Origin of the sequence: Paenibacillus massiliensis 2301065 = DSM 16942, from assembly GCF_000377505.1 — a bacterium.
GTDB lineage: Bacteria > Bacillota > Bacilli > Paenibacillales > Paenibacillaceae > Paenibacillus > Paenibacillus massiliensis.
Map to the genome: position 1 here is coordinate 32679 of NZ_KB898205.1, position 14104 is coordinate 46782.

12 protein-coding genes are annotated in these 14104 nt (G+C 49.1%); 1 reads left to right on the forward strand and 11 read right to left on the reverse strand.

What is annotated here, in order from left to right; all coding sequences use genetic code 11:
• Positions 1-95: 95 nt before the first annotated feature.
• The 9 genes from aroE to spoVAC form a co-directional block, all read right to left on the reverse strand.
• Complete coding sequence (aroE, locus tag D328_RS0125990) at positions 96-971, reverse strand: shikimate dehydrogenase (protein ID WP_018887974.1); 876 nt, start codon at positions 969-971, stop codon at positions 96-98.
• Positions 972-1102: 131 nt separating this feature from the next.
• Entirely contained in the window at positions 1103-2230 is a 1128-nt protein-coding gene (gene yqeH, locus D328_RS0125995; RefSeq protein ID WP_018887975.1) for a ribosome biogenesis GTPase YqeH, read from the reverse strand.
• Positions 2227-2754 (reverse strand): YqeG family HAD IIIA-type phosphatase, encoded by a 528-nt coding sequence (locus D328_RS0126000; RefSeq protein ID WP_018887976.1) that lies wholly within the window; start codon positions 2752-2754, stop codon positions 2227-2229. Before D328_RS0126000 ends, yqeH begins: the two co-directional genes overlap by 4 nt.
• Before the next feature lie 91 nt (positions 2755-2845).
• Positions 2846-5092, reverse strand: a complete 2247-nt coding sequence (locus tag D328_RS0126005) for a DUF4129 domain-containing transglutaminase family protein (RefSeq protein WP_018887977.1) — start codon at positions 5090-5092, stop codon at positions 2846-2848.
• Positions 5089-6336 (reverse strand): DUF58 domain-containing protein, encoded by a 1248-nt coding sequence (locus D328_RS0126010; protein ID WP_018887978.1) that lies wholly within the window; start codon positions 6334-6336, stop codon positions 5089-5091. The genes D328_RS0126005 and D328_RS0126010 overlap by 4 nt, the downstream gene beginning before the upstream one ends.
• Positions 6337-6338: 2 nt before the next feature.
• Positions 6339-7298, reverse strand: coding sequence for an AAA family ATPase (locus tag D328_RS0126015; RefSeq protein WP_018887979.1), 960 nt, complete (start codon positions 7296-7298; stop codon positions 6339-6341).
• Positions 7299-7784: 486 nt separating this feature from the next.
• Positions 7785-8135, reverse strand: coding sequence for a stage V sporulation protein AE (spoVAE, locus tag D328_RS0126020; RefSeq protein WP_018887980.1), 351 nt, complete (start codon positions 8133-8135; stop codon positions 7785-7787).
• Between the two features lies 1 nt (position 8136).
• Positions 8137-9156, reverse strand: a complete 1020-nt coding sequence (gene spoVAD / locus D328_RS0126025; protein ID WP_018887981.1) for a stage V sporulation protein AD — start codon at positions 9154-9156, stop codon at positions 8137-8139.
• Positions 9153-9662: a stage V sporulation protein AC gene (gene spoVAC, locus D328_RS0126030; RefSeq protein ID WP_018887982.1), complete on the reverse strand. Its 510-nt coding sequence runs from the start codon at positions 9660-9662 to the stop codon at positions 9153-9155. Before spoVAC ends, spoVAD begins: the two co-directional genes overlap by 4 nt.
• 212 nt (positions 9663-9874) lie before the next feature.
• Here spoVAC and D328_RS0126035 point away from each other — a divergent pair, with 212 nt between their 5' ends.
• Positions 9875-10948, forward strand: a complete 1074-nt coding sequence (locus D328_RS0126035) for a M42 family metallopeptidase (protein ID WP_018887983.1) — start codon at positions 9875-9877, stop codon at positions 10946-10948.
• Between the two features lie 122 nt (positions 10949-11070).
• Here the strand turns inward: D328_RS0126035 and D328_RS0126040 are convergent, their stop codons facing one another.
• Positions 11071-11781 (reverse strand): metal-dependent hydrolase, encoded by a 711-nt coding sequence (locus D328_RS0126040; RefSeq protein WP_018887984.1) that lies wholly within the window; start codon positions 11779-11781, stop codon positions 11071-11073.
• Positions 11782-12025: 244 nt separating this feature from the next.
• Positions 12026-13891, reverse strand: a complete 1866-nt coding sequence (locus D328_RS0126045) for a beta-glucoside-specific PTS transporter subunit IIABC (RefSeq protein WP_018887985.1) — start codon at positions 13889-13891, stop codon at positions 12026-12028.
• Between the last annotated feature and the right edge of the window lie 213 nt (positions 13892-14104).

Consider the following 14104-nt stretch of genomic DNA (forward strand, 5'->3'; position numbering starts at 1 on the left):
CTCCAATAGTTGCCCTGAACAGACTGCTTTTCATTTAAGCTTGTTACATATATAAGCACAGCCTTGTACATGTAAATCATTCAATACTTTAGCTATCACTCAACCTGGTTGCCCAGAGATTGTAGCAATGCCTCACGCATATGAGGAATCGACGGAGTCTGTCCGAGCCAATGCTCGTAGGCAATCGCCCCTTGGTAAATGAACATACCAAGACCGCCATGAGTCTTGCAGCCACGCCCCTTGCTCTCCAGCAATAAACGCGTCTCCAGCGGATTGTAGATCAGATCACTGACCACAATTCCCTTAGGAATCCATTCAGTCGGAAAAGGTAGCTCGTCTATAGCTGGGTACATGCCTAAAGAGGTTGTATTGATCAAAACATCGACCTCGCGAACAAGCCGCTCAGCGTCCTCCATTCCATAGCCCTCTACCTTAACTGCTCCGTTCCACTCTGCTGCGAGGCTCGCTGCTTTATCCACGGTCCGATTCACAATATATACGGTATCCGGCTGCTCTGCAACCAAAGCATCCAGCACACCTCTAGCGGCACCACCAGCGCCGAGCATCATGATCTTCAACCCCGACAGCTGGGCTATGGCCTCTTCCTTCAAAGATCTTACGTAGCCGACTCCATCCGTATTGTACCCCTTCAGGCGTCCCTGCTCGTTGACCACGGTGTTCACAGCACCAATCCGCCTGGCTGCTTCATCCAGCTCGTCCAGGTAGTTCATGACCTCCACCTTGTGGGGGATCGTTACATTTACACCTCGGAAGCCTTGCACCCGGATGTCACGCATTACATCACCAAGACGTTCCCGAGTCACATGAATGGCAACATATTCTCCCGGTATGCCAGCAGCGTCCAGGGCCGCCTGATGCATGAGCGGAGAGCGAGACTGTGCAATCGGATCTCCTAATACACCCAGTTGGACACGATGCTCCTGCCCCGACTCCGTAACCCTTTTCTGCATACCATAGCCCCCTGCTTTGCCAGTATCATTTCTGTAATGCTTATTTATCCTGATCATTTACCTGACCATTTATCTTCATCATTTAACTTGATCATTTGCCTTGCTCATCTAACCAGTGACTGTGAACCGTCTTATATCAATGATGGTCGCATCAGCACACGGATTCCTCGCGGCGCATGAATAGCCACCACAGCTCCGCTGCTGCCGTTTACCTTAATCCATCCGAGTCCCGAGATAAACAAATCTACATCGGCACCCTTAGGTACTCTAAATTCATGTCTCGTCCAAGCAGGCATCTCAGCCAATTCAGCCGTATGGGGAGGAGATAGCATCTCTCCCTTATGGTTAGCATACAGCTCATCCGCTCGCTCCAGCTTCGTCCGATGAATCTTCAACGCACCTGAGATATACGAGGTGAACGATTGATGCGCACCCTCAATGAAATCAAACCGAGCCATCGCGCCATAGAACAGCGTCTGTCCCGCATCAAGCTGATACGCAGCAGGCTTAAGCGGCTTATCTGGCATAATAGCCCCCAGATCACGCTTCGATACAATCTCACTGAACCGCCAAGGGTACACAATCCCTGGAGTATCAATAATGTAATGTCCGTCATCCAGCGGAATGTTAACCATATCCAAGGTCGTGCCTGGATAGCGCGAGGTCGTCAATTCCTGCTCCAGATCACTATAATCCTTAATCAAGCGGTTAATTAAAGTGGATTTACCCACATTCGTTCCGCCTACAACATAGACGTCTCGATTACCACGCTGCTCGGCAACAGCCTCAAGCAGACGATCGAAGCCCTGATTCTTCTTGGCGCTGCACAAGACAATTTCGGAGGTGCGAAGTCCCTGCTCCTTGGCTTGCTTTTGCACCCAGTTACGCACCTTGTTCCAGTTGGTCACCTTGGGCAGCAGATCAATTTTGTTAACTGCCAGAATAACTGGATTACTGCCTACAAAGCGTTGCAGACCAGAGATCAGACTACCTTCAAAATCAAACAAATCAACGATGTGAACGACTAGCGCGTCCTTATCACCAATCTTGCTAAGCAGACTCAGGAATTCGTCCTGGTCCACAGCCACAGACGATGCCTCATTATAGTTCTTGATACGGAAGCAGCGCTGGCAGATTACTGGCTCGCGCTCCATGGTCTTCTCCGGAATATAACCCGGAAGCTCGGGACTTGCAGATTGCAAAGCAATTCCGCAGCCGCTACAGCGCAGCTTAACGTTGTCCCTCTTGGATTCTGTCATTTATTCTTTTCCTCCTCAAGCCAAATCCCTTTCTTACGTAGCTGTGTCAGGGCAATCCGCTCCAAGCGCCGATTGATGCGTGTCGTCCAGCCTTCATCCTGTTCCGAAATAGGCAATACGAGGACAGTGTGCAGCTTCATGCGGTTACCGCCGAACACGTCTGTCATCATCTGATCGCCTACCATAATGGTCTGCTCAGGTGTTAGCTCCATCAGCTTCATCGCTTGGCGGAATGCCTTGTTCGTAGGTTTTCTTGCGCCATGAATGAATTGGATATCCAGTGGCGTAGCAAATAGTGATACACGATTCAATTTATTATTGGACACAATAATAAGCTTGAAGCCGGCCTTCTTCACCTTCTCGAACCATGCAATGAGCTCGGGAGTTGCGTTAGGTGCTTTGGCTCCTACAAGCGTGTTATCCAGATCCGTGATAATACCACGGTATCCTTGGGCGTATAGTCCCTCTAGATCAATGTCAAACACTGTATCTACCCGCAATTTGGGCATGAACAATTCAAACAATTCGGTCACCTCAGCTTCATACGACAAACTATACCATATTACGGGAGCTTAGTAAAAAGCCGCTTACGAAGCGTAAGCGACTCCTCACTTGCTATCCATTCACATCTGCTTGATGTGCATTGCTTCCAGGAGGACCTGACTGTCTTCCTGCTTTCCGAAGCTGGGCTGCGTACACGCGCACCAATCGCCAATCGTCTTCAGACACCTTTGCCGGGCTGTATCTGGCTTGCTCGAACAGCTCCAGCAGCTTGTTCAGCACAACCGCAAGCTCCTCTGACTCAGACTGCCAGCGATTGACGGCTTCCCTCAGCGTATCGCCAGGCTGTCGTCCATAGCCTCTTCGCTTCATATAACGTAGCCATCGCTCCGTCTCTACTACTACTTTCTCCGCAGCATTCAGTGGACGCCCCAGCCGAACATGAAGCATGTAAAAATGTATAAATATCCGGTTGCGCCACAGAATGTACCCTGCCCATAATACCAGCACAGCAACTGCCACCCAAACGATGCCTTGCGGAATGCTTGTCTCATTGTTTTGGTTAGCAGGTGTCTCCTGCTGCGGCTCCTGAGCCTGCTCCTCTTCCTCCAGCTCAGGTGCTTGAACAGGCTGTGAGTCCTCGCTTTGCGTCAGCAACGGCATATCAAATCCAGGCGTAGCTTCTACTGGTATCCAACCATACTCTTCACCAAAATAGACTTCTGCCCAGGAATGGGCATCTGCATTCGTTACAGAATAAGCGATCATATTCTCCTCTTGAGATGCAGATGCAGCTTGCTCGTTAAAGGTAATCTGGCCTGGGGCATATCCCTTCACCCAGCGGGCAGGAATCCCCAAGGACCGTGACATCATAACGATCGAGGTCGAGAAATAATCGCAGTAGCCTTCGCGAATATCGAATAGAAAGCCTTCCACAAAATCCTCACTGTTGCTACGCGACAGATCCGGATTGTTCGTGTACGTGTAGTTTTGCTGCAAATATTGCTGCAGAAGACCAACCTTCTCATATGGTGTATCTGCTGACTCGGTAATGGTCTCTGCCAGCTCGGTTACCCGGTCGGGGAAGCTCCCGGGCATTTGCAAATATTCTTCAAGATCACGATTGCCATAGAGCTCACTAAAGCTCTTGGAGCGGAGCTCCCGCTCCGGAATGACAGGCACCTGCGAGATCAACGTATACGTCCGTGGGTACCGATTCGTACGACGCGGAGAATTCCAGTGTAGCTCGCCTTGTTCTTCTTTCCAGCTAAGCCAGTCTGTATTCGTAGTGCCATCTACCGATTCGACCCTGTTAATGGCAAAGGCACCGAACAGCACCGGATAGGAATTCTCATTCTGCATCATCACGGTCTGAACGACTGACTCTGTCTGGATCGAAGGAGTCTCCCCAAGTCCGAGTTCCTGGTTAGCCGCAACATCCTCAAAATCAGCCCGACTACCAGCATTGTCTGCCCAGCCAAGACCGGTATACACTCTCCGGCTCTCTCCCCTCCAGTAGCTGCGCTGATTGGTGATGACTGTCATAACAGGTGAGTAGTCAAAATTAAAGCCGCCCCCCAGACGATTGTCCTGACGGCTGTATCCGGATTCCGAATTCATCTGCTGTACTGGTGATCCCGTCACCCCATTCCCACCTGCCGTACCTGTTCCAGACATATTTCTCCAGGCTGTATAGGGATCCATTAATGAGGGAGGAACCTCAGGCATATTAACGCCAGCCACAATGACCAACGAGAAAATTATCGCAATATTGGCGGTAATCTTGAACGGATAACGTCGCAAATTGCGCCAGCCCTGCGGGTAACGCTGTCTAAATTGCTCAAAATGCTTGGTCACAAGCCAGCCCATGCCGGCAAAAAATATCCAGGCCACTTCCTGCCAGAGCACGAATGGTGTGAAGGAATCCAGTACCCCCAGAGCAACAATATTCAGGCCGATAAAAACGAGAATACGCTTCTTATTTGTGACTAGCATCGGAATGAGCTCAAGTAGCAGCCAGGCAATCATCGCATACCAGATGTATGGGGTGACCATACCTGTAAAATATATAACCTGCTCCAAGGCATTCCCGTCACTCAGCATAATGGAGTAGTCACTTAACGTTCTGAAGAGGATAAATAGCAATGCAATTGCCTTCAGGAGCAGCTTCCACCAGGAGCTGAAAGGAAGAAGTATATTGATCACTGCGACAGCAATCAACGTCTTAAGGACAATCGTGGTGGTCTCCTCAAACCATAATATAGAAGCAAAGGACAGCCACTGAAAGGCGATGACCATGATCCACAATATTGCAAAAGACAGATACCAGTTCGACAGCATCAGTCTTACCCATTTATTCATCGTCCCCCTCCTCCCATCACAGCAGGTAACTCTTCAAGAGAGGATACTGTATAAGCCTTAATGCCTCTCATGCGTAATAATTCCTTCCACTCCTCTTGAGATGAGGTTGCACGAGAGCCTCCAACATGTACATGGCAGGGAATCATCCCACGTGTGTCTGCCCAACGCAGCAGCTCCAATATCCGATCATCTGTACACGGACTAATCAGTACCATATACGACCCGGATGGAAGCAGATGAAGCTGCTTTTCCAAGGCAATCTGCAGGTCGCCGTTCTCCTCCATGTCGACATCCACGAGATGCTGTATCATTTTCTGAATATCGTTGATATTCTCACTTGCCGTGAACACCTTTAGTCCATTACCTGCCACACCCAAGCCAATACGCATTCGCTCACGACCACCATAATCCAGCAGTGAAGCCGCGCAGGAGACAGCAAGCTCGAATTGATCTCTTGAAGCATAATGCGTAGCCAGTTGATCCAGAATTACGATGGTTTTCGGAATCGTCTCATGCTCATATTCTTTGGATTTCCAGCTACCCGTCCGGGCTGTTGCATTCCAGTGAATACGCGATAGCCGGTCCCCATATACATAATCACGAACTCCGTTGATCTGAGTCGTCTCTCTGCGGGTACGAATGTGGGTGGATTGCTGGCCAGATCGTCTGGTCTTGTAGTCATTCAGATCCCAGTGGGGAATGAACGCTGTCCGGGGAAGGACTCTGAAATCCCCCGGCACCTTAAGACGTCCCTTATTCTCCAAGAGACCAAATATATCCTCACTGACAATCTCGGTCTCTGCAAAGGAATACCTTCCCCGCTCCAAGGACGGAGTCTGATAGGAGAGCTGCCCCTCCCCTTTCATGGATGGAATAATACTCTCCTCAAATGACCATGTCTCGCCTGTATGACGGTGCAGCACCTCTCTGACAATGACATAAGGCAGCGGCAAAAATCCAGGGATGCTGACATTGTGTCTGACATGCACCTGATCCCCCGCGTGAAGTAGATCATCATATTCCTCTCCAGAGGACAGTCGCCGGACGCCTGTGACACGACTTACACTGCTGAGCCCCGAAATCCACAAATATAAGCCCAACAACGTAATCATGGACAGCAGCATAAAGGATGTCTTGCCGCCTTGAAACAACACATAGAGGAGACAGACCACCCAGATCAGAATAAAAGTACCTACTTTAGCGTTAATATAACGTAACTTGGTACTGAATTTACCCGTGCTCATGTTCACAATCTCTCCAGCTGTACGGGCACCTCAACCTGCCGCAGAATTGAATGCAGCACAGCCTGCGAATTTGCGTGATCCATGCGGGCCTCCGGGCGCAGCAGCAAGCGGTGTGCCAGCACATAAGGAGCCAAGGTCTTCACATCGTCAGGAAGCACATAGTCTCTCTCTTGCAAAAAGGCATAAGCCTTGACAGCCATAACAAAAGATAGGGCGGCACGAGGGCTGGCCCCAAGCAGCACGGCTGAATTTTCACGCGTAGAACGAACCACTCCCAGCAGATAGGATGCTACATCCTCATTCAGATAGACATCACGAATCTCGCGCTGAATGGCTGCGATCTGCTCCATATTAGCTACAGGCTCCAGTTTGTCCACTGGCTGGCCTTGCTGATGGCTGAACAGCAGATTTCTCTCTGTCTCTTCATCTGGGTAGCCCAGACTGAGCTTCAGCATGAATCGATCCAGCTGCGCTTCAGGAAGCATATACGTACCTTCGAAGTCAATTGGGTTCTGGGTGGCACACAGCATGAACGGGGATGGTAGTGGATATGTCTCGCCATCCACAGTGACGCTCCGTTCCTCCATAACCTCCAGCAGGGCAGATTGTGTCTTGGTTGTGGCTCTGTTAATCTCATCGGCAAGCAAAATATTCGTCATGACCGGACCGGGTCTGAAGTAGAATTTCTCATCCTTGGGGTGGAAAATGGATACCCCTGTAATATCACTTGGCAACAAGTCCGGGTTACATTGAATCCGTCTGTAATCGCCTCGCATGGACTTTGCCAATGCTTTGATCATCTGAGTTTTGCCAGTACCCGGCACATCCTCGATGAGTACATGCCCTCCCGCAAGCATCGCGGTCATGAGCAGCTGTATTTCAAAAGATTTACCTAGTATGCATGATTCTAGATTCGTACGGACTGCAGAGATCGTCTGCAGAGATTCTTGGCGAACGGGCATATAATCGTGTACCTCCTAAAATATCAACATGCAGTCCGTTCACAGGACGTAAACGATTCAACTGCTATTCTATTAAGAGCATTCATTAAATTTATTGAGTTTATTGAGTTTGTTGAGTTTATTGTGTTTACTGAGTTTATTGAATTCATTGCATTCATGAGTAAGTGCATTAAGATGTTGGACTCTACGATATAGCTTCTATTAAAAGTAGTTTCTATTTATTATTGTACATGAACATGAAGCGAGAGTACACTTGCCACAGCTTCCAGATTCAAGTATTCCTATGATTTTCTCTATAACTATCAATTTCTCATATCTATGTACAATACCCAGTGTAGCTAACAGCAAAACACCCCGGAACTCTGCTCCGGGATGTCGGCATTCGCTTATTAGATGATGAAGCTTTTGAATTCACGACCTGATCTGCAGGTCGCCGCAGAAACCGATGTATACGACATGTAAATGTTATGTTCAGCTAAGACAGCTTTATCCTTTGGGCCGAACGACCAATGCTGCCAGAAAGGAGAAAATGATCGCAGAGGAGATGCCCGCACTCGTCAGGCTGAAGATGCCGGTAATAACCCCCATCCATCCTTGTGTCTCCAGTTCTGTCAGTGCTCCGTGGACGAGTTGATTACCGAAGCTGGTAATGGGCACGGTTGCTCCAGCCCCTGCGAACTTAATTAGTGGATCATAAATGCCTACTGCATCTGCTACTGCCCCCGCAACGACAAGCGAACTCATCGTATGGGCAGGAGTCAGCTTGAATACATCAATTAAGATTTGCCCCACGACACAGATCGCGCCACCTACTAAGAAAGCCCATAAAAATTGCATATTATTGTCCTCCTGCTTCTAAAGCTACAGCATGTGCAACACATGGAATACTGTCTCCTTGCTGATACGAAAGTGGCGATAAGAGTGCTCCTGTAGCAACAACCAGCACTCGCTTCAGTTCCCTACTCTGAAGGCGCTTGAGCAGATGCCCATAGGTCACTACTGCTGCACAGCCGCAGCCGCTTCCACCCGCAATAACTTGCTTCTGCTTCTCACGATCAAAGATCATGAGCCCGCAGTCGTTAAATTCCGTCGCTTCGGTATCCATCCCATGATCCTTAAGTAATTCCTTCATTATAGGCAGACCCACAGATGCGAGGTCACCAGTCACAATCAAATCATAATCCTGAACACTTCTTCCCGTATCTCGAAAATGAGAAAGAATGGTGTCTGCTGCTGCTGGAGCCATAGCGCCTCCCATATTGAACGGGTCCTTAATCCCCATATCCTGTACCCTGCCTATGGTCGCACAGTCAACAATTGCACCATTGCCGGTGGTACCAACGACGGCACAGCCTGCCCCAGTAACGGTATATTGTGCGGTTGGCGGCTTCTGAGAGCCATATTCCGTAGGATAGCGGAATTGCTTTTCTGCCGTACAATTGTGACTGGAAGTACCCGCGATGGCATAATCTGCGCCCCCTGAATCCACAATAAGGGAAGCCAAAGCAAGGCTCTCCATCGAGGTGGAGCAGGCACCAAATACGCCCAGGTAAGGGATGCCAAGCTTACGAGCAGCAAAGGAACTGCTAATAATCTGGTTCAGCAAGTCGCCGCCCACAAAAAACTGAATATCATCCTTGGTCAGATTGGAGTTGACCAGAGCAAGCTGTGAGGCTTGCTCCAGCAAGCGGCGTTCAGCTTTTTCCCAAGTCTTCTCATCAATCTCAAGGTTGTCATACACATAGCTGAAATCTGCGGCAAGGGGACCCTCGCCTTCATCAGGGCCAACTACAGTAGCGCTTCCCGCAATCCGCGGACGTGATTCGAATTTCCAGGTCTGCTCACCCAATCTTTTCATAAATGGTTGCCTCCTACACCTAGAGCTGCATAGACAAGTCCAATGATGAACGCAGCGACCACGCCGAATACAATGACGGAGCCCGCAAGCTTGAACATACTGGCACCGACACCAAGCACCAGACCTTCTGACCGATGCTCAATTGCAGCTGAACACATGGAGTTGGCAAAGCCCGTTACAGGTACGGCTGTCCCTGCACCCGCCCACTGTGCGAACTTGTCGTATACCCCCATGCTGGTCAAAATGACGGAGATCAGAATCAAGACCGCAACGGTTGGATTCCCTGCATCTTTTGCCGTCATATCGAATCCGGCCATAAAAGCACGGAGAATGGCCTGACCGATAAGACAAATAAAACCACCTACTAAAAAAGCACGGATGCAGTTCACCAGCACCTTTCTGGAAGGCTCATGCTTCTTGGCAATTTGCTGATATTCTTCCTCGTGGAGAGTCAATTTGGGCTTAATCTGTTGTCCAGCATTGGAACGCCCTGTTTTCACAGCCATCCCCGCACCTCCTGTATCGTATTTAAATAAAGAACTAAAGGACAATCTTTCTCCATGTTCATTATTTGTCGAGGGAGCCCTTGTTATGATTGGTAATTTCGTGCTGATCACCACTTCTGACAAACGGATTCAGCATGGACATTTATACATAATGCTTTATACTTAAACATAATAACTATCCGGCGGTTAATTAATGAGGAGTGATTACATACATGGATCAGCACACTTTAGAATTGTTCAGAACATTGACTGAATTCCCTTCTGCACCAGGGCATGAACGAGAGCTCAGAGCATGGGTGAAGGACAAGATGTCATCTTACACCAATGAATTCGTACAGGATCATCTGGGAAGCCTGTTCGGTGTTGTAAGAGGCGATGAAGAAGGACCTCGCGTCATGGTAGCGGGACATTTTGATGAGGTTGGCTTCTTGGTCAACGGCATTACAGATACTGGCATGATCAAATTCCAACAGCTCGGCGGCTGGTGGAGTCAAGCAGTCATGTCTCAGCGACTTCAGGTCATCACGCCAAATGGACCTATCGAAGGCGTTGTGGGCTCGACGCCTACACACCTGCTCGATGATGCCGCGCGCAGCAAACCTGTTGAATTGAAGCACATGTATCTGGATATCGGTGCAGATAGTCGTGAGGAAGTAGAGGCTTTGGGAATTGTGCCCGGGACATCCATTGTTCCAGTAAGCAAGTTCACACCTCTGGCTAACCCCAAAAAAATAATGGCCAAGGCTTGGGACAACCGCTATGGTGTCGGCCTGGCAATTGAGCTTCTTGAGGCTGTACATAAGGAAAAGCTGCCAAACACGTTATATACGGGAGCTACTGTGCAGGAGGAATTGGGGCTGCGAGGAGCAAGAACGGCGGCCAATCTCATTCAGCCGGACATTTTTTTCGCACTTGATTGTAGTGCAGCTAATGATATGACCGGCGACAAAAATGCCTATGGGCATCTCGGTCACGGGGCTTTACTTCGCGTATTTGATCCTACGATGTTGACCCACCGTGGGTTGGTGGAATATGTAAAGGATATGGCGGATACCCATCGTATTAAGTATCAATATTTCATCTCTCCAGGTGGAACAGACGCTGGTCAGGTTCATTTAAGTGGTAAAGGTGTGCCTTCCACTGTCATTGGCATATGTGGTAGATACATCCATACCTCTGGCTCCATTATTCACACAGATGATTATGCAGCTGCAAAAGAACTGATTATCAAGCTTGTGAAGCATCTGGATCGCACCACACTCAATACCATCATTGAGAACTCGTGATCATGCCGAGATCATGAGACTTACACAGCCACAATGATCAAAGCCATGCTCCTGGCTCGTCTATCCTGAAAAGGGATACGTGCCGCAGAGCATGGCTTTGGTGTGTTGTCACTACTAATTCATCAAACGGATCGAAAAATGTACGCGACCGTCACCAGTAGCAGCGTCAGAGCAATGCAAATGTTCTCGACCCTGGCTCCCTTCTTCGTTCCTGTGCTCATCAGGCGGAAGCGAAGGCGCAGATTCAGGGGCGGTAGTGGCTTAATGCCATTATTGGTCAAGGAATCCGCAAGGAGATGCACTACATAGGCTATACCACCTGCCAGCCAGATGCTGTCTCCATAAGCGGCTGTTGTGCCATACAGCAGCCCTGTCCAGGCTGCCGCTCCATAGAGCGTATGCGTCAGCCCACGATGAGGGACAATCGTGCAAATTACGAGCAGACTGCCCGCAATATAATTCCACGGACTATAAGCACCACCGTACCAAGCGAACCCCGCGCCTAGCGCAAACAGAATGACCTTCCGTAAGGAGCGGGAAGGAATCCACGCCACGACGGCCATAATCCCTGCCAGAATCCAATCCCATGGGTAGCTGAATACACCTGCCATGAACACAATCACAGCACCGATTAGCGTCAATATCTGTACCCAACGCAACAGCTTCCGTGGCATCGTCCTGCTGAGCAAGAGCGAATTCGGTTCATCAATATCCGGCAGCAAGGATCCAATCACAGCCGCTGCGGCAGCGGGCAATGTTACATCATAGCCTTGCAGCACAAGCACTGACCAGCTAACGCCAGTACCAATAATAATATGGGCTCTTCCCATCATGATGTCATGCATCCTCTCTATTCATCTGGGCAGCCACAATGTCAATAATGGATGTTACCGCTCCATTCCCTCATATATTGTATAGCAAGTCATTGTAGGGAACAATAGTTCGCATTTCTTATTTTACTATCAGCTTCGCTGAAAGCTTATATATTCTATCATCTTAATAAAAAGAGGCAGCGACACCCCCCAAGGGCTCGCTGCCTATCCATGATATGAACATTATAGTAGCTTTATCGTCGAATTAGATGTGTAGCTTCAATAGTGGCTGCTGAAGCTGAACTTGACCATCCGCAGCAGGCTTCACCTCAGCATAATCGGCCGAGTTCGTAATAATGACTGGCGTTACCGTATGATAACCAGCCGCCTTGATTTGCTCCAGATCAAATTCCAGCAGTAGATCGCCAGCCTTGACCTGATCCCCTTCCTTAATGTAGGAGGTAAAATGCTGTCCATCCAGCTTGACAGTGTCTACTCCGACATGAACGAGAACCTCTGCTCCTGTCTCGGAGACAACAGCCAAAGCATGCTTCTTCTTGAAGGCTACAGTAACCGTTCCATCGAATGGAGCCACTACCCGTCCTTCAGAAGGTTCAATCGCAATGCCTTGCCCCATGGCGCCGGATGAAAACGCTGGATCTGGCACTTCAGACAGAGATACTACTTTACCTTGGATCGGGCTGAGCACTTCTTGATTCGCGCTGGCTACAGGAGCCGTCTGATTGGATGGTTCAACGGACTTGGTAGCCTTGTCTTCCTCTTCCACCGGATCTTCGAAGCCCAGAATATAAGTGAGCGCCGCTGAGATAATAAAGGATGCCGTAATACCCATAATCAGACCCGGGAAGCCTTGTCCACCTGGTCCATAGAAGATTGGCAGTGTCAACAGTCCAGGTGCGCCGGAAGCGAACGCCTGTGTACCCGCTTGACCAATGATAGCACCACCGACAGCACCACCGATAATACCAGCGATGAACGGACGCTTCAGTGGGAGCGTCACACCATAGACAGCAGGCTCGGTAATTCCGAACAGGGCACTCAGTGTAGCGGAACCCGCCAATGTTTTGAGCTTCTTGTTCTTGGTTTTGAGCATAACCCCGAAGGATGCGCCGGTCTGAGCAAATACAGATGCTGTTGCTGCAGGCTTGATGCCATCACGGCCATGAACAGCCACGTTATTGATGAAGATCGGAACCAGACCCCAATGTACTCCAAAGATAACGAGCAACTGCCAGCATGCACCCATGATCGCACCAGCGATCAGTGGACTGAAGCCGAAGGCAGCTACCAGACCGGAAGCAATGGCATTACCAACATACACACCGAATGGTCCAAACACGATCAGCGTAAGCGGAACCATGATGACCAGAAGCAGCAGTGGCGTGATGAAGTTCTTCACGCTCTCATGAATCAATCGGTTGAACAGCTTCTCCAGCTTGCACATTACAATAATGGCGATAATAATCGGAATAACGGTAGAGGAATACGTCATCATGATGACTGGAATCCCGAAGAAATCAGTTGCTACACCTTCTGTTTTCAAAGCCATGATAGACGGATACAATAATGATCCGGCTATGGTCATTGCAATAAAAATGTTTCCTCCGAACTTCCGAGCGGTTGTAACCGCTAACAGCACTGGCAGGAAATAAAATAAAGCGTCAGATGTACCATACAGAATCGTATAAGTGGTCTCTGTCGTCTCCAACCAGCCTAGATTGCTGGCGATCAGCAGCAAGCCCTTGAGAATACCCGCACCAGCCATAACTCCAAGCAATGGAGCAAAAATACTGGAGATGACATCGACGATAGCACCAATACCTTTAGCGGATTTGCCACTTGGCTCCTTAGGTCCGTCATCCAGCAGCTTGGTAATTTTGCCGATGGCGCTATAGACCTCAGGTACCTTGTTACCTACGACAACTTGAAACTGTCCGCCATTTTCTTTGACGGCAATGACCCCATCTGTTCTCTGCAGACCTGCCTTGTCTGCTTTGCTATCGTCCTTCAGTACGAAGCGCAGACGCGTGGCACAGTGTACGAGAGATACGACGTTCTTCTCGCCACCTACCAACTCAATAATTTCCTTTGCCAGTTTCTCCTGACTCATGCTGTACACCCCCGTGTGTTATTAGAACAGGTGGAACCGATTTTTGAGCACACAAAAAACCTAAGCCATTGGCGAGGGGACACATGTAGTCCTATTCCTCCCATGACTTAGGTTTTGCCTGCATAACCAGTAACAATCCCAGTTAAATCATTATTCAGTTCCTGTTAGACATATCGTAAACGACAGCCTTGAAGATTGTCAACAACTATTTTA

Coding starts and splice junctions, on each gene's coding strand:
- D328_RS0126045 (WP_018887985.1), bottom strand. CDS start 13,891: ATGAGTCAGGAGAAACTGGCAAAGGAAATTATTGAGTTGGTAGGTGGC.
- spoVAE (WP_018887980.1), bottom strand. CDS start 8,135: ATGCAATTTTTATGGGCTTTCTTAGTAGGTGGCGCGATCTGTGTCGTG.
- spoVAD (WP_018887981.1), bottom strand. CDS start 9,156: ATGAAAAGATTGGGTGAGCAGACCTGGAAATTCGAATCACGTCCGCGG.
- D328_RS0126035 (WP_018887983.1), top strand. CDS start 9,875: ATGGATCAGCACACTTTAGAATTGTTCAGAACATTGACTGAATTCCCT.
- D328_RS0126010 (WP_018887978.1), bottom strand. CDS start 6,336: ATGAGCACGGGTAAATTCAGTACCAAGTTACGTTATATTAACGCTAAA.
- D328_RS0126005 (WP_018887977.1), bottom strand. CDS start 5,092: ATGAATAAATGGGTAAGACTGATGCTGTCGAACTGGTATCTGTCTTTT.
- D328_RS0126040 (WP_018887984.1), bottom strand. CDS start 11,781: ATGATGGGAAGAGCCCATATTATTATTGGTACTGGCGTTAGCTGGTCA.
- spoVAC (WP_018887982.1), bottom strand. CDS start 9,662: ATGGCTGTGAAAACAGGGCGTTCCAATGCTGGACAACAGATTAAGCCC.
- yqeH (WP_018887975.1), bottom strand. CDS start 2,230: ATGACAGAATCCAAGAGGGACAACGTTAAGCTGCGCTGTAGCGGCTGC.
- aroE (WP_018887974.1), bottom strand. CDS start 971: ATGCAGAAAAGGGTTACGGAGTCGGGGCAGGAGCATCGTGTCCAACTG.
- D328_RS0126015 (WP_018887979.1), bottom strand. CDS start 7,298: ATGCCCGTTCGCCAAGAATCTCTGCAGACGATCTCTGCAGTCCGTACG.